This is a genomic window from Glaciimonas sp. PAMC28666 (genome assembly GCF_016917355.1).
GTDB lineage: Bacteria > Pseudomonadota > Gammaproteobacteria > Burkholderiales > Burkholderiaceae_D > Glaciimonas.
In genome coordinates this window covers 5030286-5054307 of record NZ_CP070304.1, presented here as the reverse complement: position 1 = coordinate 5054307, position 24022 = coordinate 5030286, and the positions used below count along the sequence as shown (strand labels likewise).

General features: G+C 50.7%; 23 protein-coding genes, 1 tRNA gene and 1 pseudogene. 17 read left to right on the top strand and 8 right to left on the bottom strand.

What is annotated here, in order from left to right; genetic code table 11:
• Positions 1-62 precede the first annotated feature (62 nt).
• From JQN73_RS21740 to JQN73_RS21715, 6 genes are all read left to right on the top strand, one after another.
• The gene (locus JQN73_RS21740) at positions 63-935 is read left to right on the top strand and encodes a branched-chain amino acid ABC transporter permease (RefSeq protein WP_205320979.1); all 873 of its coding nucleotides are present in this window, start codon (positions 63-65) and stop codon (positions 933-935) included.
• A complete protein-coding gene (locus JQN73_RS21735) occupies positions 932-1945 on the top strand; it encodes a branched-chain amino acid ABC transporter permease (RefSeq protein WP_205320978.1) in 1014 nt (337 codons plus the stop codon). Before JQN73_RS21740 ends, JQN73_RS21735 begins: the two co-directional genes overlap by 4 nt.
• The gene (locus JQN73_RS21730; RefSeq protein WP_205320977.1) at positions 1932-2645 is read left to right on the top strand and encodes an ABC transporter ATP-binding protein; all 714 of its coding nucleotides are present in this window, start codon (positions 1932-1934) and stop codon (positions 2643-2645) included. The genes JQN73_RS21735 and JQN73_RS21730 overlap by 14 nt, the downstream gene beginning before the upstream one ends.
• Positions 2638-3339, top strand: a complete 702-nt coding sequence (locus JQN73_RS21725) for an ABC transporter ATP-binding protein (RefSeq protein WP_205320976.1) — start codon at positions 2638-2640, stop codon at positions 3337-3339. Before JQN73_RS21730 ends, JQN73_RS21725 begins: the two co-directional genes overlap by 8 nt.
• A 193-nt stretch (positions 3340-3532) precedes the next feature.
• A complete protein-coding gene (gene serS / locus JQN73_RS21720) occupies positions 3533-4840 on the top strand; it encodes a serine--tRNA ligase (RefSeq protein WP_205320975.1) in 1308 nt (435 codons plus the stop codon).
• A gap of 174 nt (positions 4841-5014) precedes the next feature.
• Positions 5015-5105: transfer RNA gene (locus JQN73_RS21715), tRNA-Ser, on the top strand.
• Positions 5106-5807: 702 nt separating this feature from the next.
• On the opposite strand, the gene JQN73_RS21710 is transcribed toward JQN73_RS21715, so the two are convergent.
• Both JQN73_RS21710 and JQN73_RS21705 read right to left on the bottom strand, forming a co-directional pair.
• Complete coding sequence (locus JQN73_RS21710; RefSeq protein ID WP_205320974.1) at positions 5808-6260, bottom strand: group 1 truncated hemoglobin; 453 nt, start codon at positions 6258-6260, stop codon at positions 5808-5810.
• An 18-nt stretch (positions 6261-6278) separates the two neighbouring features.
• Entirely contained in the window at positions 6279-7205 is a 927-nt protein-coding gene (locus JQN73_RS21705; protein WP_205320973.1) for a DUF3034 family protein, read from the bottom strand.
• Between the two features lie 1069 nt (positions 7206-8274).
• Here JQN73_RS21705 and JQN73_RS21700 point away from each other — a divergent pair.
• Positions 8275-8478, top strand: a pseudogene (locus JQN73_RS21700) (short-chain dehydrogenase); the annotation flags it as partial.
• Here the strand turns inward: JQN73_RS21700 and JQN73_RS21695 are convergent.
• Positions 8464-8913: a hypothetical protein gene (locus tag JQN73_RS21695; RefSeq protein WP_205320972.1), complete on the bottom strand. Its 450-nt coding sequence runs from the start codon at positions 8911-8913 to the stop codon at positions 8464-8466. The pseudogene JQN73_RS21700 and the gene JQN73_RS21695 overlap by 15 nt on opposite strands.
• A 192-nt stretch (positions 8914-9105) precedes the next feature.
• On the opposite strand from JQN73_RS21695, the gene JQN73_RS21690 reads away from it, so the two are divergent.
• From JQN73_RS21690 to JQN73_RS21675, 4 genes are all read left to right on the top strand, one after another.
• On the top strand, positions 9106-10476 hold the full coding sequence (locus JQN73_RS21690; protein WP_205320971.1) for an EAL domain-containing protein: 1371 nt from the start codon (positions 9106-9108) through the stop codon (positions 10474-10476).
• A 543-nt stretch (positions 10477-11019) separates the two neighbouring features.
• A complete protein-coding gene (locus JQN73_RS21685; protein ID WP_205320970.1) occupies positions 11020-11298 on the top strand; it encodes a hypothetical protein in 279 nt (92 codons plus the stop codon).
• Between the two features lie 117 nt (positions 11299-11415).
• Positions 11416-11778, top strand: a complete 363-nt coding sequence (locus JQN73_RS21680; protein WP_205320969.1) for a hypothetical protein — start codon at positions 11416-11418, stop codon at positions 11776-11778.
• A gap of 742 nt (positions 11779-12520) precedes the next feature.
• On the top strand, positions 12521-12850 hold the full coding sequence (locus tag JQN73_RS21675) for a hypothetical protein (RefSeq protein ID WP_205320968.1): 330 nt from the start codon (positions 12521-12523) through the stop codon (positions 12848-12850).
• Positions 12851-13091: 241 nt separating this feature from the next.
• Here the strand turns inward: JQN73_RS21675 and JQN73_RS21670 are convergent, their stop codons facing one another.
• The gene (locus tag JQN73_RS21670) at positions 13092-13796 is read right to left on the bottom strand and encodes a glutathione S-transferase family protein (protein ID WP_205320967.1); all 705 of its coding nucleotides are present in this window, start codon (positions 13794-13796) and stop codon (positions 13092-13094) included.
• 165 nt (positions 13797-13961) lie between these two features.
• Between JQN73_RS21670 and JQN73_RS21665 the strand changes: the two genes are divergently transcribed.
• The 5 genes from JQN73_RS21665 to JQN73_RS21645 all read left to right on the top strand — a co-directional run bounded on the left by JQN73_RS21665 (position 13962) and on the right by JQN73_RS21645 (position 18263).
• Positions 13962-14885 carry a LysR family transcriptional regulator gene (locus JQN73_RS21665; RefSeq protein ID WP_205320966.1) on the top strand — a complete coding sequence of 308 codons (924 nt, stop codon included), beginning with the start codon at positions 13962-13964 and terminating at the stop codon, positions 14883-14885.
• Positions 14886-15278: 393 nt separating this feature from the next.
• Positions 15279-16130, top strand: a complete 852-nt coding sequence (locus JQN73_RS21660; RefSeq protein WP_240162357.1) for a carboxylesterase — start codon at positions 15279-15281, stop codon at positions 16128-16130.
• A 65-nt stretch (positions 16131-16195) separates the two neighbouring features.
• A complete protein-coding gene (locus JQN73_RS21655; RefSeq protein ID WP_205320965.1) occupies positions 16196-16651 on the top strand; it encodes a DUF4118 domain-containing protein in 456 nt (151 codons plus the stop codon).
• A gap of 335 nt (positions 16652-16986) precedes the next feature.
• A complete protein-coding gene (locus tag JQN73_RS21650; RefSeq protein WP_205320964.1) occupies positions 16987-17640 on the top strand; it encodes a LysE family transporter in 654 nt (217 codons plus the stop codon).
• A gap of 143 nt (positions 17641-17783) precedes the next feature.
• Positions 17784-18263: an HAD domain-containing protein gene (locus tag JQN73_RS21645; RefSeq protein ID WP_205320963.1), complete on the top strand. Its 480-nt coding sequence runs from the start codon at positions 17784-17786 to the stop codon at positions 18261-18263.
• Between the two features lie 216 nt (positions 18264-18479).
• Here JQN73_RS21645 and JQN73_RS22670 read toward each other — a convergent pair whose 3' ends face one another.
• The 3 genes from JQN73_RS22670 to JQN73_RS21630 form a co-directional block, all read right to left on the bottom strand.
• Complete coding sequence (locus tag JQN73_RS22670; RefSeq protein ID WP_205320962.1) at positions 18480-18620, bottom strand: heme-binding protein; 141 nt, start codon at positions 18618-18620, stop codon at positions 18480-18482.
• Positions 18621-18622: 2 nt separating this feature from the next.
• Complete coding sequence (locus tag JQN73_RS22665; protein WP_205320961.1) at positions 18623-19006, bottom strand: heme-binding protein; 384 nt, start codon at positions 19004-19006, stop codon at positions 18623-18625.
• Positions 19007-19068: 62 nt separating this feature from the next.
• The gene (locus JQN73_RS21630) at positions 19069-19374 is read right to left on the bottom strand and encodes a hypothetical protein (RefSeq protein WP_205320960.1); all 306 of its coding nucleotides are present in this window, start codon (positions 19372-19374) and stop codon (positions 19069-19071) included.
• Positions 19375-20550: 1176 nt separating this feature from the next.
• Between JQN73_RS21630 and JQN73_RS21625 the strand changes: the two genes are divergently transcribed.
• Positions 20551-22257: a thiamine pyrophosphate-binding protein gene (locus tag JQN73_RS21625; RefSeq protein ID WP_205320959.1), complete on the top strand. Its 1707-nt coding sequence runs from the start codon at positions 20551-20553 to the stop codon at positions 22255-22257.
• Between the two features lie 87 nt (positions 22258-22344).
• On the opposite strand, the gene JQN73_RS21620 is transcribed toward JQN73_RS21625, so the two are convergent.
• Positions 22345-23826: an aldehyde dehydrogenase family protein gene (locus tag JQN73_RS21620; protein ID WP_370551379.1), complete on the bottom strand. Its 1482-nt coding sequence runs from the start codon at positions 23824-23826 to the stop codon at positions 22345-22347.
• Between the last annotated feature and the right edge of the window lie 196 nt (positions 23827-24022).

The following is a 24022-nucleotide window of genomic DNA, read 5'->3' as shown; positions in this document are numbered from 1 at the left end:
TAAAAAAACACGCCTGCTGCCGCCTCCCCGCGCTCTACAAATAATTCGACTGGAACGACGATATGACGGAATTGATATTACAAGCGCTTTACTCCGGCCTGTTGCAGGGCGGGTCGTACGCGCTCATTGCACTGGGGCTGGCGCTGGTGTTCGGATCGATGAATGTGATCAATCTGGCGCACGGCGAACTGGTGCTGCTGTCGGCCTACATCGCGTACACGGTGGAATCAAAGCTGGGCTGGAACCCGGTGTTTTCGATTCCGGTCGCTTTGGTCGTTGTTTGCCTGGCATCGGTCATCGTCTACAGCGTCGTCGGCCGTATCAAGAAAAATCGGGAGATCAATTCACTGATCCTAACCTACGGCATTGGCGTCATTTTGACGAACGCCATCCTGTTAATCTGGAAAGCGGATGTCCGTTCTACTGGTTCTTCGTGGCTACAGGAAGCCTTCGTTGTTGGACCTTTTTATAGCATGCGTAGTGAGGTGCTATTTTTTGCCGTGAGCATCGTCATGATAGTTGGCTTATGGTGGTGGCTGTCGCGCAGCTGGTACGGACGCGCTGTCCGCGCAGTGTCAAGTAATCGCGATGCCGCCAAACTCATGGGAATCGATCCGCGTTACACCGAACTGGTGTCGTTTGTCGTCGCTGGCATTCTTGCCACCTTCGCCGGTGTCGCACTTTTTAGTTACGGCGTGATTAGTCCTGAGGTGGGGAATACATTAACCGTCAAGGCCTTCATTATTACTGTATTAGCGGGCATCGGCTCGATTCCCGGCGTCCTGATCGCAGCCGTTTTGCTCGGCATCGCAGAAGCATTAACGGTGACGTTGGCAAGTTCTGCGTTGCAGGAATTATCGAGCATGGCATTATTCCTACTCGTTTTATTTATTATGCCGAACGGATTGTTCGGTGCGAAAGGACGGCGCGGATGAAACTTGATGCCAACGTGAATTTCGACCAGAGTGCCAAAGCGAACCGCACATTGCAACTCAAATCGACCGGCACGATAGTGGCTTTGCTGGTGGCGGTCTACCTCGGGGTTCCGCTGGTATTCGGCCAGGATAATTATGTGATGAGCATGTTGGTCGCCGCTCTCGTGATTGGTGGCATTGCTCTGTCGTGGGCGCTGCTCGGCAATCTGGGCGGGATGGTCAGTTTCGGACATGCCGCATTCTTCGGGGTCGGTGCCTATACCTCCGCAATCATGAGCATGAAACTCGGTCTGCCAGTATTGCTGGCGATACCAATGGGTGGCGTGGGGGCGGTGCTTGCGTCGCTGGTCATGTTGCCCGTCCTCCGTTTGAAAGGGCCGTATTTTGCGTTGGCGATACTGGCCTACGCCAACATCTTCCGCATTCTCGCCACCGAGTGGACAAGCATGACCGGCGGTTCCGGTGGCCTGGCCAGCATTCCACGTCTGCCGCAAATGATGGGAATTGATTTCAGCAGCAAGACCGGCAGCTACCTGATTATCCTGACCATCGTTCTGATCTTCGCTGGCTTCTATTATCTGATTCGGCGCAGTCACTATGGGCTCGCATTGCGCGCCATGCACGAAAGCGAAGATGCCACCCGGGTGGTCGGCGTCAACAGCACGTTGCTCAAAGGCATGATGCTGTTGGTTTCAGCTTTCATGTGCGGCGTAACAGGCGCCTTTAACGCGCACTACATCAACTTCCTTGAGCCCGATTATGCCTTCAGCGGCTTATGGGTGACGATCCCGATCGTGGCAGCAATTTTTGGTGGATATCGGACGATTACCGGGCCGATTGTCGGTGCGGTCGTGGTGTATCTAATCGATCAATTAGTGTTCAAAGCCATCATTCCATCCGGTCACCAACTGGTATTGGGAGTTCTTTTGGTCGGGATGATTGTTTTTAGCCCCGACGGCCTGCTGGATCTGGCGCGCAAGCTGATCAGGAGAAATCATGCTGCAACTTGAAAATTTATCGGTCCGTTTCGGCGGTCTTACGGCAGTCAATAACGTCACGTTCGCGGTTGGCACCCAAGACGTGGTGGGGCTGGTTGGTCCCAACGGCGCTGGCAAAACCACCCTATTCAATGCAATTTCCGGCCTCGTGCGTCCCACCGGTGGCAGCATCAGGTTCGACGGTGCAGATGTGATGCACGCGCCGCTCTACAAGCGCGCCCGGATGGGCATCGGACGCACCTTTCAGATTCCGCAACCGATGCATCAACTGTCGGTGCGCGAGAATCTGCTCGTAGCGCAGCGGTTTGGCACCGGTAAGGTCGACCAGAACAAAATCGATGAAATCCTTGCATTCACCAGTCTGGACGGCAAAGGCTGCAGAAATGCCGCGACCGAACTGGCGCTAACAGAATTGAAAGCCCTTGAGGTCGCGAAAGCGCTCGCCACCAATCCCAAATTGTTGCTGCTGGACGAAGTGCTGGCCGGTCTTGAGACCACCGGCAAGCGCCGATTTATGAATATGCTCAAGAATTTGCACGCGACCTTTGGGGTCGGTATCGTGATTATTGAGCACGATATTGAAACTATCAGCAATCTATGTCATCGCGTGGCTGTGCTCAACTTCGGTCAACTCATCGCCGACGGCACACCGGATGAAGTCTTCAGCGATCCGGCAGTGATCAAAAGTTATACAGGAGCGGAACATGCTTGAAATTTCCAACCTGCGTGCCGGTTATGGTGCCATCAATGTATTGTGGGATGTGTCGCTCAGTATTTCTCAAGGGAAACTGACGACCATCATCGGTCCCAACGGTGCCGGTAAAACAACTTTATTGCGCGCTATCATGGGCCTGTTGCCAGCGTCTCAGGGAGAGGTGCGTCTCAACGGTCAATCGCTGAACGGCACACCGACGTGGAAGATGGCAGACGTATCGATGACCATGATTCCGGAAGGCCGGATGACTTTTCGCGATATGAGTGTCGAAGAAAACCTGATCGTCGGTGCTTTTGCGAAACAGCATCGGGCCAGATTGAAGGACAATCTCGACATGTCGTATCAGATGTTTCCACGCTTGCGGGAGCGCCGCACCCAGTTGGCCGGCTCACTCTCCGGCGGCGAAGCGCAGATGTTGGCGATGGCGCGCGGCCTGATGTCGGACCCGAAGCTGTTAATTATCGACGAGCCATCGCTAGGTTTGGCCCCTGTCGTGGTGAACGAGTTGTTCGAGATTCTGACGCGCTTAAAAGAAGAGGGGCGAACCATTATCCTGGTTGAGCAAAATACCCATCGTGCGGTCGGCGTGGCAGACCACGTTTATCTCATGCAAAGTGGAAAAGTGGTGTTGTCGCAACCGGCCGCGGAAGTCAGTCTGGATCACCTGCACGATCTTTATTTCGCACGGTGAGACTGCCAGCCAGCGCAATAAAGGGGGACACAATTCTCCCTGCCTCCCATGGGCTAAAGGCGAGGATCGACCTGATCCACACGATTCGTCGAGATTGACACCTGACAGGACGCCGTAAATTATCGAAATGCCGTCGAGCTTGGTACAATGGCGGCTTATTTATTGGTGACTTCACTACAGGTCCGCAAATCCCATGATCGACATCCAACTGCTCCGCAAAGACATCGCCACCGTCGCCAGCCGCTTAGCTGCGCGTAAATACCAGCTTGACGTCGACGCCTTCAATTCGCTGGAAGCCGAACGCAAGCAAATTCAGACCCGCACAGAAGAACTCCAAAGCCAGCGCAATTTGTTGTCCAAGCAAATTGGCATGCTCAAAGGCAAAGGCGAAGACGCATCGGCCGTCATGACGCAAGTCAACAGCATCGGCGAAGAACTAAAGACTTCGGCCGCCCGTCTCGATCATGTGCAGGAGCAATTCAGCAAGTTTCTCGAAGTAATCCCCAATTTGCCGCATGAATCGGTGCCCGTCGGTATCGATGAATCAGGCAACGTCGAGGTTCGCAAGTCAGGCGTTTTGCCAGTGTTCGATTTTGAAGTGCGCGACCATGTCGATGTCGGTGCCGGTGTCGGCCTGGATTTTGACGTTGCTGCCAAATTAACAGGATCACGCTTCTCGGTCATGAAAGGCGGCATCGCCCGTTTGCATCGCGCCCTGGCGCAATTCATGCTCGATACGCACACCGCCGAGCACGGCTATACCGAATGTTATACGCCCTACATCGTCAACGCCGACTCCCTGCGTGGCACGGGCCAATTGCCGAAATTTGAAGAAGATTTGTTCGCCGTTAAAAAAGGCGGCCAGGAAGGTGAGCAGGGCGCTGATAGCGCTGCCCTATACCTGATCCCTACTGCCGAAGTGCCGTTGACCAATCTGGTACGCGATGAAATCATCGCCGGTGAAAAGCTCCCGCTCAAGATGACCGCGCATTCACCCTGTTTTCGCTCAGAAGCCGGAAGCTATGGTCGCGACACGCGTGGAATGATCCGCCAGCACCAATTCGACAAAGTCGAAATGGTCCAGATAGTGCACCCCGACCAGTCTTATGAAGCCCTTGAAGAAATGGTCGGCCACGCTGAAGTGATCCTGCAAAAACTCGGCCTGCCATATCGCGTAGTCTCGCTCTGTACCGGCGACATGGGCTTCGGTGCATCCAAAACCTACGACCTCGAAGTATGGTTGCCAGCACAAAATACCTATCGTGAGATTTCATCCGTCTCCAATATGGAAGCATTCCAGGCCCGCCGCATGCAGGCCCGTTTCCGCAATCTCCAAGGCAAAACAGAGTTGCTGCACACACTCAACGGCTCCGGCTTAGCGGTAGGACGAACGTTAGTGGCCGTGCTGGAAAATTACCAGCAAGCCGACGGCGGCGTCGAGATTCCCGCTGTTCTGCATCCCTACATGGGCGGCATCACGCGCTTGACGCCGACGGCGTAACGCTCAGCGTTCAAGCATCCTCGGCGACGCAAATATGCGTTGCCGGGATTGCCCTGCAATATGAAAACGATAGGTGGGAATATGTTAGCGAGACTAAAAAAGGTGTTTCGTTGATAAAATATTCTGCTATAATCTTGTGCTTTGCTGCAGACCACGCAGCAAAATGACCAATCAGGAGAAGTGGCAGAGTGGTCGAATGCGCCAGACTCGAAATCTGGTTTACAGTTTCGCTGTAACGTGGGTTCGAATCCCACCTTCTCCTCCAAGAACACGCTCGATAAGTACCCAAAAAGCCCCGCAAAATCTCTGCGGGGATTTTTTTATGCGGGCCAGTGTCTGTTCCAAACGCGCATCGTGCACCCTGGATTTCCCTAATTTCACTGCTTGTTGCACAGTGCAATGCGAATCCATTGGTGGCAACACGCTGGCTTGTCTGTATTTTTTGTGTTGCGTCTAATGCTTGCGGTAACAAGCGTGTTCAGCCGGGTGAAATCTGAGCTGTTCCCGAAGAACTTCCCGGTTCGTCTTTCAGCGACTGCCAGCAAAATCAATCATCGAATGTTCTGATTCTTTTTAATCGCAACTTCCGCTACCAAAGCACCTCACCATCATCCAATACACAAGGGCATTTATTGTGACTGATATGCGCCGCTTGATTGATCCAAGAATTCAGATCCTCTTAAGCTTCTAGCCGGCTGACCTATCAATGCCATGCGCGATTCGCCAAACTTTGTTTGATTTTGGAGATCGCTATGCGAGCAAGCGTAAGCAGTGCGTTTATGGAAAAAGAGCGCGTCAGGCAATCGTATGAGAGATGCCTGAGTCAACGCGCATTCGCGCTCCAGCATAACTGGCTGGAGGCTTACTGATAAACTACGACCTCGGACCGACTGCGGATAAAAAAAGTCCCTCGAATATATAGAGGGACGCAAAGGAGATACCGCAGAGTTTGTCGCAGTGACCGTAATTACTTAACGGTAATCACATCCCGATACATCGGAGCAAGCTGCGCCAGGAGTTGATTTTGCGCCCTGAACGAAATGTTCATTACATTCATCGATATCTGCAACTCTTCGACTAAGGCGTTGAACTGTGGCTTATTGATATGCAGGTTGGCATGTGCCGTCTTCATATCCAGGCCCTTATAGGTACAGGGACCGCTCAGAAGCTGGCAAAATTGTTCTACCAGTTCAGCCTTGATGCGGACTTGATTGGCTGGTGCGAATATCGGACCTGTGACCGGGTCGGCAACCAGGCGGATCATGAAATCGTCCATCAGTTTGACCAGACCCGGTTTTTCACCGAATGCTTCATAGACCGAGATCGATGCCGGTGGCATCAATGGTGGCGTCTGGGCCAGCAGAGTGGCCGAACACATGCTGGCGACCGAAAATAATAATGCGGAAAAAGTTTTTTTCATGATGATGCCTCGATTTTTTTAAAATGCCAACTGTGAGGAAAGGAATACACCGGTCTGCTTGCGATTGTTGACCAGCACCGGCGCGATATGACCCAAGTCAATATAAGCAAGCGTGAATGAAACATTCTTGGTTGGGGCATACGCAATAAAAATGTCCTTCCAGTCTTCTTCGCGCAAGCCGTTCTTAGGTAGCGGTAAGGTATTGCCGACTCTTTCCAGATTATTAGGTTTGAAACGGTATTCGGCACCGATCACGACTTTTCTGCTGAGCAGGTAAGCAACAGATACTTCTGGCTCAAACTTGTAATTGTTTTCACCGAGTGCACCACCAAAACCTAATAAACCATTTTGATTCCCGCGGGTGGCACGCAGTGTGGTATTCACCAGAATTCCTTGCGATAAGAATAATTTGGTCGCCGTTACATAAAAGTCGGTATCACTGTTTCTTGCACCCAGTGCAGTGATCACTGGGGCAAACGATCCGGCATCGGTATGCTTGTACTCCATACCGACCGAAATTTGGGGCATCAGAGTATCGCTGTCGAGAATCGCATCGCCAGCCACTTTTACCTTAACTCCCAAAATATCCATGCGGATATGCTGGTTGTTGCTGACCATAAAACCTAGGCCATTGACGCCCACCACCGGTGACGCATTAAAATCCTGGCGCGCCAGACTGACTTCGACACGGTCCAGAATTCCGACTGCCACGCCGTAGGTGTTCAACGAATAATCATTGACGATCGCCCGCGAAAAATGCGCAGTAGCGCCAATCTGGTCTGCCGTGGCATTACTGCCGATCACCGCCCAGGGCGTTAATCCCCCACCCGCAGCGCCATCGATCGAGCTGACGCCGCCAGTGAGCAGCAACTTGCCGGTATCGGCGTAAGCACCAGCAGAAATAAGCAGCCCAAGCATCGCTACTATCGTCGTTTTATTAAGCATATGTCTCCCTGAAAATTTGAATCCTGATAGATGCAGCCGCCATCCGACGACCGATCAAGTATTTTTGTTTCTGCTGCTACATACGTGTGCATAAAACAAGTGGATTCAAAAATCGTTGATTTTTTATTTATGAGGCACAAGATATTGGGTGTGACCACGCTCTGTTGATGAAAAGCAGGTAAGCAGATTTTCGTAAGCCTCAGCCTAACCACCTGACAATTGGGTTTGCTGCTTGCGGGACTTAGCAATGGGAGGCAATGAATAGCTCTTGATGTCTGGAAGTTCGGTAGTTTTCCAGTGTGTCGGTCAACCAGCGCTGAGGGTTGGAGGACATTGAGTTTGGCCGTGGCTAACAAGTTTCGCATGGTGACGGCAGAACGGTCGGCACGTTCGGAACCGGCAAATAGACAGTTTTTTGTCAAGAGCGATTGGACGTATCGCATTTTCGAATCCCGTCGCTGCAAGAAATCGACTAACCAGAGCACACTCTGGTCAATCAGGATTTCGACGCTCCAAGCGCCGTACTGCGGCACGCGATTGGCGGTTGCGCCACGCTGACGGTGGCACGCTTGGCGCTCACATCGATCAGTCATCACAGGCAGAGGCGTTACCTCATCGCGCAACTGCCGTATCCAATAGCCAGCCTAGCGTATAGGCCCGTTACGCTGGAGCGCGAATGCGCGCGGACTCCGGCCACTGTCACGCCTTGCCGAACACGTTCTTTGCATATGCCCTACGTACGCTTGCTCGCATAGTGATCGCCAAAATAGAAATCAAAGCATCGCGAGTCGATCATGGCATGATTATGGGACGGCTGGATGCTTGCAGATCTTCAGCATAATCTTCAATAGATACAACGTTTGTATTGGTCGTTGCGCTCGCGCTCGCAAACATCTCTGGTTTATTAATTTGGATCGATGCTTGGCCTAAATCAGCAAGTTCTGCCGCTAAATACGAATTCCTGGGTGCATTGATCCCTAACGGACGATTTCCATTTGATGCGTAGGTTTTTAGTCGGGAACCATAAAGACGGGAGACGAATTAACCACGGCCCGCGGACTGCACCAGGGACGAGTTGAGCGGTCCGTGGGGCGAGGGCTACCGCCGCATGATCGATCTGTCGCCCGCCAAACGGGGCGGCACACCGGACGAGGTCGGGGCTGTCGGCGCACTGCTACTGGGCGCGGACGGCGGCTTCATCACCGGCAGCGACTTTCTGATGGGCGGCGGTGCGACGGCATCTTATTGGTACGGAAAACTAGCTCCGATATGACTGACCATATTCGTGCCATGTATTACATCCGAACTTTTTAAGTGCGGCCAGGATCAGATTGATCGCGGTATTGGCGAGACGTACTTTCATTGGTACCGATTTTTCAGGCTGGGCACTGAATATGGTGTCACCGTAGGCGATGAAGGTCACGGCAGTTTCAGGGATGGTGAGCGGCCTCCAGTTCGCCGATTCCCGAGATGACACTTGGAACACCACGTTGAACAGTCGCGAGGGCCACCTTGACTTTCGGAGCCGCCGCATCACCCGTGGAGGTGTCCATGGAATCTTTGAAACCACCCGCTGCATATACAGCAGCGGCAAGGATGTGGTTTCTTTGCCGAGGCGGTAGGTCAGTAGCTGGCGACCCCCAAGCGCAGCGATCCCGCTTGGCGACGATCTCTCAAAACGATATTGTGCAATAAATATATTTATCATTCCCTTAATTTGCAAAATTGCATTTTTTGTTTTCTATTATGTAATAATGAATTGCTATTTAATAGAGGAAAGACTTTAAAACCACCTCTGATTGCACTTTTACCCGGCAGAATTTTCTTATCCGCCAGTTCAGAAAAGTTCACAAGTGATGTTTGCAGATAAATATACGCACGACACCGGAATACAGATTTCATGGATCAAATGAAAATCGCAGCTCCCGTTCCGCGCAACGAGAAACAGCGTCTCGCCCGTCTTCACCAATATAAAATTTTCAACGAAGAGCCGGATGATGTTTTAATTAGATATGTCAGGCTTGCTGCAGAAATAGCATCTACACCTTTTGCGTTCATTAGTCTCGTTGATAGCGACCGACAGCGGATAATCTCGTCATTTGGCGTGACTATCAAACATAAGTCACGCTACGACTCCATTTGTGCTTTTGTCGTCTTTTATTCGGAAACGCCGTTTTTAATCTCAGACTTGTCGCAGGACCCCAGATTTTGCGACAACCGGAACGTGGTAGATGGAGGCTTAAAATTTTATGGTGGTTTCCCGCTAGATAGCGATGGCGAGAGTGCGATCGGAAGCTTGTGTGTGATGGATACCCAGCCACGAGTTTTGAGCGATGGACAAATCGCCTCTTTAACGACCATTTCCCACGCCGTAATGACGCATCTTAAATTTCGTCAATTAACTAGTCAGTGGGAAAATTTAACCAACTCAGAAACTCCTATCCCTCCTGCGATAACGCAAAATAAATTGCGGGGAGATATCAACGAACGTGGACGCATTTCGGATCTGGAACGGGCGATTACGCAAAATCAGTTCGTTAACTACTATCAGCCTAAAATTAATCTGAAAATCCAGCAAATCACTGGTGCGGAAGCGTTGGTGCGCTGGAAACATCCTATCCGGGGCATCGTTGAACCGCGCGATTTCATTCCTTTATTAGAAAAGACTGGATTGATCCTGGACGTGGGACAAATAGTGCTTGAGCAAGCAATGAAAGACTGGCGGACATGGCGCGATGCGGGTTTGACTCCGCCTCAAATCGCCGTCAACGTGGCCGCACAGCAGCTTACTGATCCGAATTTCCTAAACATGATTCAGCAATCCTTGAACGACAGCGGTGCTGAGCATTTGAATCCGCTTTCAATTGAACTCACAGAAAGTAGCTTACTGTCGAACAGAGAAGAAATTACCTCTCTTCTTTTGGCAATCAGAAGGCTTGGCGTTCCTATCGCCCTGGATGACTTTGGAACTGGGTATTCTAATTTGTCGTACCTGGTAACGTTACCAATAGATGTGCTCAAAATTGACCGATCTTTTGTCACCAAAATGGCGAAGAAGCCCGAATTCATGGGCATAGTCAGCACAATAATTTCATTGGCGCATAGCCTCGGATTTAAAGTCGTTGCCGAGGGCGTTGAAACGACAGAAGAAGCAAATCTCCTGCGGTTGTTACGTTGCGAACAGGCGCAGGGGTTTTTATATAGTAAGCCCGTACCCGCCGAGGCGTTTGTGAAGCTTTTAGGTAATAGCACGGCGATAGAGGCAAATTAAGGCGAGTTAATTGCTGCTTTGCAAAAATGCTAGTGTTCTTACGATCTGGCGCGAGTCGTCTTAGGCCGAATGATTACGAAGAATGGAAAGCGGAACGACATTTTTGAACGGTTATAAAGCTAATGCGCTGCTAACCTTGGTTTTGCCTCGATTAGAGCATTCGTGGAAGACAGGGCTTCTAAAAGCCCTTTAGGTTTTTCATATCAATGACAGCAATGCAGCGTGAACAGCCATTTCGCATGGAAATTTGAATGGCTGCAGTTAGACTGTCAGCGGACAATACATGCATAAGGAACGAACCGTTGCTGAAGCAGTGAAACGTCGACGATGCCGGTATTTCCATAGGCCCCGGGAGTTGTAATATTCGATATCGCGATAAGATACTGGGCGATTGACGAATTTGCATGCAGTTGCTAGCACGGCATCGTTCTTTTTACGCGCCTTCTGTTATCCCGTGCGTCGGCTCAAAATTCCGATCCTGATTGCATAATCTTAGCAGTCGGTCACAATTTCAACTGTTAAAAATATTGCAAGGGGTGTTAAATGGATGCCAAAAGTGCGGTGAAAATAGCTAAAGAATATGTCTTGGATATGTTCGCAGATGACAATATTGAAAACCTGGGCTTGGAAGAGATTTGCAAAGATAATAAAACCGAAGATTGGCTTGTTACAGTCGGTTTTTCTAGACCATGGGATTCGAAAGCGCAGGGCATCATTGGAGCCGCAATCGCGGTGACGAACTCGGCTCGTCTTTTTAAGATTGTGCGAATTGACGATGCGACTGAGCAAGTGCTCGGGATTACTAATCGAGAAATGAAATAGTGCACAAGAAGATCATTATTCTTGATACAAACTTGCTGCTCTTATTCATTGTAGGCAACGTTTCTACGGATTTGATCAAAAAGCATAAAAAGGTAGATAGCTTCGACAAGGAGGATTTTGATCAAGCTTGCCAAAATTTTGGCGAACGCTGAAGAGGTGCTTTTTACGCCGAATATTTTGACCGAAACATCAAATCTGCTCGCTTATATCGGGGAGCCTTCAAAAACCTTGTTGTTTGAGTACTTTGCAAAGCTCATCGAAGAATTGAAAGAAATTGTAATCGCAAGCAGGGATGTCGCGGAGGAAAAGCATTTTTGCCGTTTGGGACTAACCGATGCCGTCTTGATTCGATCTTCGGAAGCGGAGAATACGGTGGTGCTCACAGCAGACCTTGACCTCTGGGCTGCGATGAAGGGTGAGGGTCGCGAATCTTGGAATTTTAATCATCTTCGTGAAGCACATTGGAACGGCTTATTTTAATTTCCTTTTCATCAAATGCTCAGAACTCAAGCGCCACGAACAGACTACCCCGATCCACGGCGGCTAACCATCCTTGAGCCGCCCGTTGTCGGCGAAACCTGAACGTCGGCAATCAGTCTAAAGCGGCCGGACAAACTAGGTTGTTCAACCGTTGAAATCGGTCCAAAAGGATTGGGTTGGACGGACAGGATTGCCAGTAGGAATAGCACCCGAACCGTAGGGCACAAACCGGTCATAAGCAAACCAAGTCGCTGTCAAGCGAGGTCGCCGTGGCGTTTTCTCTGGAGTGCGAATCGAATCAACCGAAGACCATTTGCGTATTTATCAGCGGCCAATTTTAGGCGATTAGCGCATTGATATTTGAGTTGTAACCCTAAAGGAACGATCATGCTCTATAATCTTTATGTCTCCGAAAAAGAGGGGGCCGGGCTTGAGAACCTGAAGTGTACAAGGCGCACTGGCCGCGTTAAGCGGTCTTTTTACGTGTGCTTACCTTTGTTGCGCCTTTCTATGGGCGGCACTGGTGGGAGCCTTCGGGCTGCCGGTAGCCTTGTACGCCGGTTCTCAACCTGCTTTTGCTGCCCACCCCGCTTGAGAACGGGGGAGCGGTCTAACCGTACAAGGAATCAATAATGTCTAATAGTGCCACGACAGTTCGCTTTCACTCCACGCGCCAAAATCACCTCTCATTAGTTAATGATGTTCAGGCCGTTTTCATCGATGTCTCTCGGAAGGCACAATCATGAGCGAACCGACCATCCCAAATTCCGACCAGGAAGCCTTCCACACAGCGTTCTCATGGCTGCCTTTGGATCATCAAACTGAACAGCACGCAGAATTTTACGGGCGAACGGTTGATATCTGTCGGGGCATTCAGACCTGCCTTGAGGTGGCTCACTTTAGTACTTTGGACAGAGGAACTGACGCGATGCCAGCGTTGAATACCATCGACACTGAGCGTCTGGTGCGGCTGGCGTTAACATCCTCTCAAATGCTGGCCGAAATTGCGGCGAGAAACATCGATGAACTCAAGGATAAAAGCGCCCGGGGGTCGAGGAAGTACGAACCTTGATCGAATAGATTGGGGCGTTTGTTGTTAAGCGCTATTTGTCACTGATATCGGCGACCGTAATCGTAGGCTCGCTGCGTCGACAGCGATGGTTATGGTCACCGTCGTTCATTCGTCTTACAAGACATTGACCCGATGGCGACCCACATTGCGCATCGGTTCGTTAGCAAAGATCGTGCAAGTTCCAGCGCGGGCCGAGCAACGTTGTCGGGCCGCGCCAAACTCCTTCGCCGAACTGCCTGCTTTAGTTTCCCTGAGGGCTATCCAATTCGGGCACACCGCTGTTGCGGTCGGCATAGGCGGCCTGAAAGGCGGGGCGAAGCTGCCACCGCTTCCAGAACGCATCCAGATGCTCGAAACGTTCATCCAGCGGGGTGGCATTGACCGGGAACTTTGAAAAGGCGATCGCGGTTGCCAGCGTGATGTCCGAAAAGGTCGGCGCATCTCCGCCGAGCAGCCAGTCGCGTCCGTCCGACAGATGCCGGTCGACCAGACTTGCGTGCGCCAGAGCCTCTTTGCGGCAATGCTCGCCCCAGGCCTCGTTCTTGGTCAGTTCAAGTTTCGGTCCTAGCCCGGTATGCAGGACATGAAAGGCCGTGACGATCCGGTAGAGGATATGGACCCAGATGCGGTTGTCCCACATGTTGTCGAGACCCTGTTCCAATGGCGTCTCACCCATAATCTTTCGGCCCGGATAAGCCTGGTCCAGATACCGGGCGATCGCGGCGGTTTCGGAAATAAAGCTGCCGTCGGCCAATTGAAGAGTCGGAGTTTCGCCCCATGGATTCATCTTGAGGTGCGGCCATTGCCGCTGCTCGCCGCCCGGTGCCATGTCGTAGACACGCTCTTCGAATTGATCGGCAATGCCTTTTTCGTGCATGAACAGACGCAGGCGCTGTGGGTTAGGGAACGCCGAGGGCGAGGTAAAGAGGTGCAGTTTAGATGTCATGACGATGGTTCCTTATAAGTCGGGCGGATAGATCGGAAGCTTCAGCGAAGCCGCGGTTTAACGTGCAAGCGGTCTTTGTACAAGCATTGAGCGTAGTGTATTAGCTTGTTTGACGTAGATAAACGGGGGTAGAATCACTTCATTTGTTACATTTTGGAATAAGTAATGGCGATAGTTGATTCGATTCAGATTGGCAGCATCGAGCAATTTTGCAAAGCTGCGGAGTTGGGCAGCTTTACTGCGGCAGCGGAGTTCTTCGGGGTCACGCCCGCGGCCGTGAGCAGATCTATCAGCCGGCTCGAGCAGCGGCTGGGCGTGCGCCTGTTCTCCCGCACAACGCGAAGCGTTAAGGTCACAAACGAGGGCGCGCTTTATTGGAAGGAGTGTCAGTTGGCTCTGGGCCAGATCGCTGAAGCCGAACGCGCTATTACCGGCGGCCAGACAGTGCCCAGTGGACTGCTGCGTATTAGCGTCGGTGCGGCTTACGGGACGCATCGGTTATTGCCCCTGATGCCAAAATTCACCGAGGCGTACCCGCAGATCGACATTGAGCTAAGCATCTCGGATAAGATCGTCGATTTTGTTGAGGAGGGATTCGATCTTGCAATACGCGTCGGCATCCAGCGCGACTCACGGCTAGTTGCCTATAAGCTCGAGGACGCGTTTTTGGGCGTCTTCGGTACGCCGGAATATCTGGCGAAAAAGGGCACGCCACTTTCTCTTGATGATCTTGCGGCGCACGATTGCATTCAGTACGTGTCGCCGAATACCGGGCGTCCGATGCTATGGTTATTTCAGGGCGAGAACGGGGAAGAAATCGATCATCCGATTCAGAGTCGGATGCGCATTCTTAACGATGCGCTTGGTTGCGTCGCCTGGGTCAATGCCGGCGGTGGCCTCTACCAGACCTACCGTTTCGCGGCAGTCGGCGCCGTAAAGCGCGGCGACCTGATAGAAGTTCTTCACAATCACGCCGGGCGATCCCGGCCATTCTCTATTTTGTACCCCCAGAACCGCCATCTATCTGCAAAGGTACGCGCATTTATCGATTTCTTACGGTCGACCTTAAGTATCCATCCGCCGCGATAGTTGCAAATGGGCGAGGGGCTTGGTTGGGGGAGTCATTTTAAGAATGCTCAAAGCGGCTGTTGCCGTTCCGGCGAGCAGCTTCGCTAAAGATTTTATTGACGTCGCTTCGGTTCAGTTTGGACCTTGGATTTTGGACCTTTCTCGGTTACATAGAGGGGAATCTGTTTAAAGATGGCTTGCATGGCTTACAATCTGGTCTGGCAAAGTCCGCGAGGGCCCAGTTCGACCTTAATTCGACTTTAATCGGCGTTTTTGGGGTAAGCGGTTTTTTTGCCTGTATCAAAGCGTAAGGAGATGCGTTGGAGGAGGCAGATGGGCTTTGCCTATGAAATTTAATAAATAACCATTTTGAGTTATTCTAAAGCAACACAGTCATTATTTATGGAATCAAAAATGCACAATGAACAACCCATCGCCCATGCAGTTATTCTATTGCATGGATTATGCGGTTCGTCGCTTGAGATGGGGTCAATACCCAAAGCCTTACGAAAAAGTGGCTGCGCAGTCATTGAATTGGTCATACCGAATTATTCTGCCGGACATGTCGATCCCACCATCACCCCGCACTGGGAAGATTGGTGTGCGGTTGTGGATAGCGAAATTACCCGGTTGAGATTAAATTTTAAAACGGTTTCTCTCTGTGGCTTAAGCATGGGGGCAACGCTCGCCCTGGCGGTGGCGTCGCGCAGTCATGAAGCTATCGCTATCGTGGCGCTATCGCCCGTTCTGCGCTATGACGGATGGTCAATCCCGTGGTATCAGCATTTAATGCAAATTCCTTTTTTGCTGGGGTATAAAAACTGGGCGCATGAAGAAGGCGAGCCGTATGGCATCAAGAACTTCGATATGCGCAGAAGGGTTGCGAACTCGCTCAAAAAAGATGGCGTCGCTGCGGTAGGCGCTGCGGCTATTCCTGCGAGGCAACTTCGTGGTGCGCATCAAATGATGGCTTACGTCCGTCATTCTCTTAAACAGGTAAAGACGAACCTTCTGGTGATTCACGCCATCGATGATGAAACCGCATCGCCAAAAAATCCAGAGATGATTTTGGAGCATGTGAGCTCGGAATTACGTAAGGTAATTTGGTTGGGTGACTGTTATCATATTATTACTGTTGATAATGAGCGAGAAATTGTCACAAATGAAACAGTTCAATTCATCCGGAAAAATATCGAGATGCATTTAAAAGATCTTTCCTACAGAGAGTTGAAGCATCAATCGCCATTAAAAGATCGGCGTGGATAGAAGACTGGGATCGTTGGCCGATTTCGAGTTTTACCTTACCTGTCGTTAATTATCTGAAAACTGGTATGAAATTAAAAAATAGTAGAACCTGGAAACAAAGTGGTGTTCGTTCAATGGGAATCTGTTTATTGGGATTCGCTTTAACGTTTTGCTTACGATATGTATTGAATTCGGTACTCGACGATTCAATGTCAATGCTATTTTTTGCCGTTAACTGCATTGTTATGGCGTGTTTTTTCGGTTTTTGGCATTCAACGGGATTACTGGCGATTAGTTTACCTACGGCATTTTTCTTTTTCAGAAAACCCTATTTCTCCTTCCAGACCTTTGAGGTTAAGGATATTTATCTGATCATCGTGTATGCAACGATAATATTACTCACATCCTGGATTATCGAATGGTTGCAACGCGAGCGTTACGCTGCCGTGTTGCTTCAGCGCGTGTCGGAGGCGCGGTATCAGTTATTAATTGAATCCGATCAGGCCCGCAGAGCTGAATATGCAAGAAACGCCGCTGAGTAACTAAATGTTGGAGGGAACGGCGCAATCAAGCGTAAAAGTTTGAATGGCGCCTTAGTCATATTGATGTGATGACGAACGAACTTTCGTTCACGTTTTTGGTTCACGTTTTTCGTTCACGTTAACAGGTGATCGGCGCTAAGACCAGGCGAATCTCCTGTTTTGCATCCCATCCGTGACTGTAATCAATGAATACCATGCATTTGCGGTCGCTCGCCGTCAGTTCCTCGGTTGATCAGGCCTTTGCTTCGTTAATAACGCAAAGGACGTTAACTTTCAGCGCCATACTCTTCATCTACACCGTAAAATAGTAAACTCACGAATCACTTCACGCTGGCATGAACATCCATCTCTGGAATACGTATTTAATCGCATCAATTTTCATTGCAATATCCCCCGGTTCTGGCGCAATTCTTTCGATGAGTCACGGGGTTCGGTTTGGGGTGCGGCGGACGAGCGCTACCATTTTTGGCCTTGAGTGTGGTTTGGTGGTCATACTGTTGATCGCAGGAGCCGGTGTGGGATCGTTGCTGGTTGCCTCTGAAATAGCGTTTAACATCGTGAAATTTCTTGGTGCGGCTTATCTTATTTATATCGGATTGTGTCAATGGCGTGGCGCGGTTTCGCCAGTGGACACGTCTGCACCAAGTTCAATGACGGACAGCCCGGGCGCAATCATCACCTGGCAACGTCGTTTTGGAACAGGACTGTTGACGAATGTGACCAATCCAAAGGGCATCGTTTTTATGGTGGCGATCCTGCCGCAATTTATCAGCCAAAATCGACCTCTGGCGTTGCAATTATTGGTCATGTCGCTCACGACGGTGACGGTGGATGTGATAGTTATGCATGGATATGCGTTCGCGGGACGGTCAATGCAAAACCTGTTCAAGAACGTGCAGGCGCTTAAAATTCAGAATCGGATTTTTGGCGGTCTGTTAATGGTCATTGGGACCGGATTATTTTTTGTGAAGCGCGGAAACCACGGTTAATAGTGACATGCGGCTGCGCAGAATTGTTGGTCGGCGAATACGTCGACTTAGTACCCGGTAATAATTTAATACTTAATGATTACGCTTACACCAATATTTAGTAATCAATAATTGAAAACCTGAACTTTGAAACTTGAAACTTAATGAAAATTTTATATTTAGATTTTAATGGTGTGCTACACGACGGCATGGTGATGCGTAATCGCAAGCGCGGAATGTACCTGACCAACCCAGAGCGATCATTCTTCGAGTGGATGCCGATTCTGGAAGAATTACTTGCGCCCCATCCAGATGTAAAAATTGTTTTATCGACGAGTTGGGTACGGGCTTTGGGTTTCGATGCTACCCGCCAGGAATTGACCGAAGAATTACGCACCCGCGTGATAGGTTCAACTTTTCATCATCCGAAGTTGCTGCAAAGTGAATTCGATATTATGCCGCGTGGCATGCAAATCTGGAACGACGTGGAACAGCGTAAACCAGACAGTTGGTTCGCCATTGATGATGATGTATTCGGCTGGCCAGCGTGGTGTCGCGATCGACTAATTGAAACCAAGGGAAGTCTTGGATTGAGCGATGAAGCTACACAGGACGCGGTTCGAAAGATGTTAGCCGCACTCTGACAGCATCTGATTTAACAAAATTAATTTACAAAAGGTGGGGACAGCTGAAAAGATGAAGAGGGCGCTTATCAGCGATGCTGCTTTATCGGTTTGCCGGCGTCGTTTCAGGTCTCTTATCTACTTTGCGGGCGGTCTGTCTTTATTTCGTCAATCTCCGCCGCTTTCAGAGTTTGCAAAATCTCCCATCATTTCAAGATTCAGCTTCCCGCGTTGGTCTCATTTAGCGCGGGCTGCAACGCCAGCTTTCGCCGTCACCTCATCTTGTGAACCGGCCCCACCGGAGCATCCGACTGCCCCGACGATTTTGTCGCTGACGACCAAGGGTAAGCCACCGCGGGATGCGATGACATCGTCCAATGTCAGACGTAGCTTTGGCTATTGAGTTGTATGGCATTCTCAAAGGTCTTGGTTTCGCGACGGAATTTGGCGGCAGTGCGAGCTTTGTGAATCGCGATGTCGATAGAGGCAAGTTGCGCACCGTCCATGCGTTTAAAGGACACCAGGTTGGCACCGGAGTCGACCACCGCGCAATTCATTTTCCAGTTATGCTTTCTCGCCTCTGCAACCGAAGCGCCCAATACCAGCTCGGCCACGTCGAGCGGAATGGGACTTCCATAGGGGACGTCGAACGGCATTTTTTCGGGGATTATGTCGAGCGGATTATTTTGCTGCGCAGAGCTTGCACCAACAATGAATAGTAAAGTAGTGGCCATGCCAAATTTCAGTATGGTCGTCGGTGACATGGCCGTACTCCCGAAATCAGAATCCAAAGTTAAACAACATTGGTTGTCAAAATTTCGGTTATTTATTTTCCAGCTATTTTAGGCCGTAATTCCGAGATATCGTGTTCAGCTTGTGACCGAGCAGCGGGATCAGGGGAAGTGCTGCGCAAGCGGGTAGCATATATTTGCGCGTCGAGCGTCGACGTGTACGTATCGACAATTTTCGTTTTTCCTTCGAGACGTGCGATGCGGGTATTGAGCAAGTTTACTTGCGCCTGCACGTGTTCGAGATCGTTTTCTGCGGACAATAATTGCAGACGGGCTGCCGCAAGTTCGTCATTGACGATAGAGAGGTGAGTTGGAGTAAACATACGTTTAATCATGTTCATGATTTCTCCGTTACATAGGTAAAGACAATCAAAGGACCGGTATTAACTTCGAGTAGAAGACGTCTACTTTTTACTGCAAAGCATTATTGTTCTTGGTTTCTTTTGACTCTTTTGTCTCTCTGTTTGACTCTTTTTTATGTCGTTCTCACTGGTCGACATTTATATGGTAACAGCGATGGCGTCAGGGAGATTAAGATGCGCAAAAATGATGCTCTTCAACCGACCAACGTGATGCAATTTAGCGACATTTTATTGAATATTTGCAGCGGCCTGTTGGCTTTAAAACTTTCGTTACATTGCAGTAATTATTAAATGTGCGCCTGATGTGAGCGCTACTTTGCCCCGCCTAACTGCAATAATTAATCGGTTGACAATAGGATTGACCTTATACATTGCTAATGATTCAAATTTTTTATTTTAATTTAACGAAAGGCGCGTCACACTGGCGCGATGGTGCACCAGGTACAATCCTGCCCTAGCCACTGTAACAACTGTAAAAGCAAAATCGACACAGAATTAAAGGTGAGACCGCTAATACAGAGCCCAATCAATAAAATTAGACCCGCCACCCGCGCTGACATTGGGGAAATCGACGATGCGTAATGGCTCAAGAAACTCAGAATACGATACCTGCGATGTCTGTCATTTGAGTGTGCCATGGCAATATTAACAATAAAAAAGTTCAGTTAAATGGTGTTAAAAAGGCGTTCGGCGGAGCTTGAAAACGAGATTTGCCGAAGAAGACACTTCCCTGTGTATTTTTAGGCTATAAATTCGAATTATTCAAACTTCATTGCGCCTTCCTTCCAGAGATGCCGGCATACTGTTCCACGCCGCTGACCTGTGATCTGCGTGGTTCGGCAAACCGCCCTCTGCAAGATATAAAATTCGTTATCTCGGCCGCGGTACTATTATCAAATGTCATTTTTTATAGAAGTAAAAACTGTGACCGCAATAGTCTGGTTGACAGTGACAGTGACAGCGATGAAAGGTTGTTAGGACAGCCAGAGGGCATCGCATCAATCGGGTCGTTTTTTATGGCAGTCCGATCTGTCATTTTTTGGACGATCGCGCGCGCTGGATCATCGCTTCGCTAAGCAAGTGGCAATGCCTGCTGCCTGCGATTCGGTATCGGTATCGGTGACATTTAAACGTTGATTGAGACCCGGAGAAAAAATGGATTACGCAGTGAAAATTTCTGGTAGCGGTGGGCAGATTCTGGTTGATTGTCTTATGACGCACGGCGTAGAGCAGGTGTTTTGCGTGCCGGGCGAGAGCTATCTCAATGTACTGGACGCTCTCTACGATGCGCGGGATCGTATTGCTTTGCGGGTATGTCGGCATGAAGGTGGCGCTGCCAATATGGCCGAGGCCGTTGGCAAACTAACCGGTAAGCCTGGGATCGTAATGGTCACGCGTGGCCCGGGCGCGATGAATGCTGCAATTGGCCTGCACACGGCCCAGCAGGATTCGACGCCAATGATTATGTTCATAGGGCAAGTGGCGCGCGGTTGCCTGGATCGCGAGGCGTTTCAGGAAATCGATTATCGGCGTGTGTTTGGGCACATGGCGAAATGGGTCGCGCAAATCGACGACGTGAAGCGTATTCCTGAATACATCAGTCGGGCCTTTCATACCGCTGTGAGCGGCCGCCCGGGTCCCGTGGTGTTGGCGTTGCCGGAAGATATGCTCACTGAAATTGGACAGGCTAATGGCGCGCCAGCTTACCAACGTTCCGCGTGCGCGCCGACGCCAGCATCGTTGCGAGAACTGACGAGATTACTTGCGGGTGCGCAAAGGCCGATTGCGATACTCGGTGGCAGCGGTTGGACGCCGCAAGCCTGTCGTAACGTCCGCCAGTTCGCGGAGGCGTGGCAATTGCCGATAGCCTGTGCTTTCCGTTTTCAGGATTTGTTTGACAACACCCATGCATTGTATGCTGGGGATGTCGGTATCGGTATTAATCCAGCGCTCGCGCAACGCATTAAAGATGCCGACGTGGTGCTGGCAATTGGCCCGCGGCTGGGCGAGATGACAACCAGTGGGTATACCCTATTTACTATTCCGACACCGCAACAGTGCTTGATCCATGTGCACGCTGGTGCGGAGGAACTTGGGTCGGTGTATGCGGCACAATTGCCGATCAACGCGAGCATGCCGGAATGTGCCGCCGCGTTAGTTGATTTGCTTCCAGAGGCCGCGCCCGCATGGTCGGGACAGGCAGAGATCGCGCATGCGCAATACCTGGCATGGAGTACGCCGCCGCAGGTTGACGGGCCGCTCCAGATGGGTGATGTCATGGAATATCTTCGGGATCGGCTTCCTTCAGATGCGATCATTTGTAATGGTGCTGGCAATTATGCGACGTGGGTGCACCGGTTTTATCGGTATCGTCATTTTAAGTCGCAGCTGGCACCAACCAGTGGCGCGATGGGATACGGAGTGCCGGCGGCCATCGCAGCAAAGTCTCTTTATCCCGAACGCACAGTGATTGCTTTTGCGGGGGACGGTTGCTTCATGATGAGCAGCCAGGAGCTGGCCACAGCGATGCAATACGCGTTGCCAGTAATCTTTATCGTCGTGAATAATGGAATTTACGGCACCATACGCATGCATCAGGAAAGGGAATACCCGGCTCGCGTGATTGGCACCACGCTGACCAATCCCGACTTTGCCGCTTACGCCAGATCGTTCGGTGCTTTTGGCGCGGTAGTGGAAGCTACGGAGGATTTTGCCACTGCGTTCGAGCGGGCGTGCGCTTCGGGCTTGCCCGCTGTCATCGAAATTCGCTTGTCGCCGGAGGTAATTACGCCAACGATCAGCCTTTCCGGTATTCGAGCGCAAGCGTTGCAGAAGCAGAATAGCGTTAAAAATGATGGCTGACGAAGTTTGCCTTCATAGCCATCCAGTCCTCATATTCGTAACATTCGTAACAGTCGCAACAGTCGTCATATTCGTCAAGACTATGATCTAGACATCAAACTGAATGCCCTGCGCTAACGGCAATGCATCTGAATAGTTGATCGTGTTCGTGGCCCGACGCATGTATCCTCTCCAGGCATCGGAGCCGGATTCACGCCCACCCCCGGTGTCCTTTTCGCCACCGAACGCGCCGCCAATTTCAGCGCCAGACGGACCGATGTTGACATTCGCGATGCCGCAATCACTGCCGACAGTAGACAGGAAGAGTTCCGCTTCACGCATATTTAATGTGAAGATGGACGAGGAAAGCCCTTGTGGCACGCCATTTTGTAGTGCGATGGCTTCAGCAAAGTCGTCGTAACGCATGACGTATAAAATGGGTGCAAACGTTTCATGACAGACGATGTCGCTTTGTTGCGGCATCTCAACCAACGCCGGTCGGACGTAGAAACCGTTTGAGCATCCGTTGACTTCAACGCGTCCGCCACCGGTGACCTCGCCGCCCTGGCTGCGCGCAACGGTCAACGCTTGTTGCATTGTGTCAAAAGAAGTTGCATCTATCAGCGGGCCGACCAGGGTAGCGCTTTCTAAGGGATTCCCAATGCTGATCTTGTCGTAGGCTTTGCGGAGTTGTGGTATCAGTGCGTCATAAATATCGTTATGCACGATTAATCGACGTAGCGTTGTGCAACGTTGCCCGGCGGTTCCGACGGCAGAGAACAGAACGCCGCGCACGACCATCGACAAGTCGGCGCTTGGCGCGACGATGGCCGCGTTATTACCGCCTAGCTCAAGAATGCTGCGACCAAATCTTTCTGCCACTTTTGGACCTATTTCACGTCCCATCCGCGTTGAGCCTGTGGCCGAAATCAGAGGAACTTTCTTATCTTTGACCAAGATGTCGCCAACCGTGCGGTTACCCTGGATCAGTTCAAGCAAACCGTCCGGGGCATCGCCAAATGCTGCGCAAGCCTGATTGAACAAGGCGGTGCATGCTAGTCCTGTCAATGGTGCTTTTTCTGACGGTTTCCAGACCACGCTGTTACCGCAGACAAAAGCCAGCGCCGCGTTCCAGGCCCATACCGCTGCAGGAAAATTAAAGGCTGATATAACCCCACAGACCCCCAGCGGATGCCAGCTTTCCATCATGCGATGGCCGGGCCTTTCGGAAGCGATGGTCAGGCCATATAACTGGCGCGAAAGGCCGACCGCGAAGTCGCAGATATCGATCATTTCCTGGACTTCACCTAGTCCCTCCTGCAGAATTTTGCCTGTCTCGGTCGTGATGAGCGCGCCTAAATCTTGTTTGTGTTCACGCAGGAGGTTTCCCAGCAAGCGAACCAACTCGCCGCGTCGCGGTGCCGGGACGCTGCGCCATGTCAAAAACGCGTTGTGCGCGCGATCGATGGCTGCGGCGGCTTGTGCTGGACTGTGTGTATTGATGCTGGCCAGCAAGCTGCCATCAATCGGGCTATGCACTTTCAAACCGCCGTTTTCCAGTGCCGTCTGCGGTACGCCTAGCCGCGCCATTAATTCATGAATTTTCATAACACGCATCCTTTTAGATGACTACTATCAGAGTCTACGTTGAAATGGGCTGAGCAAAGTGGTTTGATCGTAAAGGACGGGGAAACTTATTTTTTTGATAAAGGTCAGTCGCGACCATCAATTTCAGACGCCAGTTTGCATTTTATTTGCGTTAATATTAAAAGAAAATTGCTCTCCG

Bases quoted from the DNA above. Each gene is read 5' to 3' on its own strand.
- JQN73_RS21655 (WP_205320965.1), top strand. From the start codon at position 16,196: ATGAAATTAAAAAATAGTAGAACCTGGAAACAAAGTGGTGTTCGTTCA.
- JQN73_RS21730 (WP_205320977.1), top strand. From the start codon at position 1,932: ATGCTGCAACTTGAAAATTTATCGGTCCGTTTCGGCGGTCTTACGGCA.
- JQN73_RS21665 (WP_205320966.1), top strand. From the start codon at position 13,962: ATGGCGATAGTTGATTCGATTCAGATTGGCAGCATCGAGCAATTTTGC.
- JQN73_RS21675 (WP_205320968.1), top strand. From the start codon at position 12,521: ATGAGCGAACCGACCATCCCAAATTCCGACCAGGAAGCCTTCCACACA.
- JQN73_RS21725 (WP_205320976.1), top strand. From the start codon at position 2,638: ATGCTTGAAATTTCCAACCTGCGTGCCGGTTATGGTGCCATCAATGTA.
- JQN73_RS21690 (WP_205320971.1), top strand. From the start codon at position 9,106: ATGGATCAAATGAAAATCGCAGCTCCCGTTCCGCGCAACGAGAAACAG.
- JQN73_RS21625 (WP_205320959.1), top strand. From the start codon at position 20,551: ATGGATTACGCAGTGAAAATTTCTGGTAGCGGTGGGCAGATTCTGGTT.
- JQN73_RS21705 (WP_205320973.1), bottom strand. From the start codon at position 7,205: ATGCTTAATAAAACGACGATAGTAGCGATGCTTGGGCTGCTTATTTCT.
- JQN73_RS21660 (WP_240162357.1), top strand. From the start codon at position 15,279: ATGCACAATGAACAACCCATCGCCCATGCAGTTATTCTATTGCATGGA.
- JQN73_RS21735 (WP_205320978.1), top strand. From the start codon at position 932: ATGAAACTTGATGCCAACGTGAATTTCGACCAGAGTGCCAAAGCGAAC.
- JQN73_RS21685 (WP_205320970.1), top strand. From the start codon at position 11,020: ATGGATGCCAAAAGTGCGGTGAAAATAGCTAAAGAATATGTCTTGGAT.
- JQN73_RS21650 (WP_205320964.1), top strand. From the start codon at position 16,987: ATGAACATCCATCTCTGGAATACGTATTTAATCGCATCAATTTTCATT.
- JQN73_RS21670 (WP_205320967.1), bottom strand. From the start codon at position 13,796: ATGACATCTAAACTGCACCTCTTTACCTCGCCCTCGGCGTTCCCTAAC.
- JQN73_RS21740 (WP_205320979.1), top strand. From the start codon at position 63: ATGACGGAATTGATATTACAAGCGCTTTACTCCGGCCTGTTGCAGGGC.
- JQN73_RS22665 (WP_205320961.1), bottom strand. From the start codon at position 19,006: ATGTCACCGACGACCATACTGAAATTTGGCATGGCCACTACTTTACTA.
- JQN73_RS21710 (WP_205320974.1), bottom strand. From the start codon at position 6,260: ATGAAAAAAACTTTTTCCGCATTATTATTTTCGGTCGCCAGCATGTGT.
- serS (WP_205320975.1), top strand. From the start codon at position 3,533: ATGATCGACATCCAACTGCTCCGCAAAGACATCGCCACCGTCGCCAGC.
- JQN73_RS21695 (WP_205320972.1), bottom strand. From the start codon at position 8,913: ATGATAAATATATTTATTGCACAATATCGTTTTGAGAGATCGTCGCCA.
- JQN73_RS21630 (WP_205320960.1), bottom strand. From the start codon at position 19,374: ATGAACATGATTAAACGTATGTTTACTCCAACTCACCTCTCTATCGTC.
- JQN73_RS21620 (WP_370551379.1), bottom strand. From the start codon at position 23,826: ATGGCGCGGCTAGGCGTACCGCAGACGGCACTGGAAAACGGCGGTTTG.
- JQN73_RS21645 (WP_205320963.1), top strand. From the start codon at position 17,784: ATGAAAATTTTATATTTAGATTTTAATGGTGTGCTACACGACGGCATG.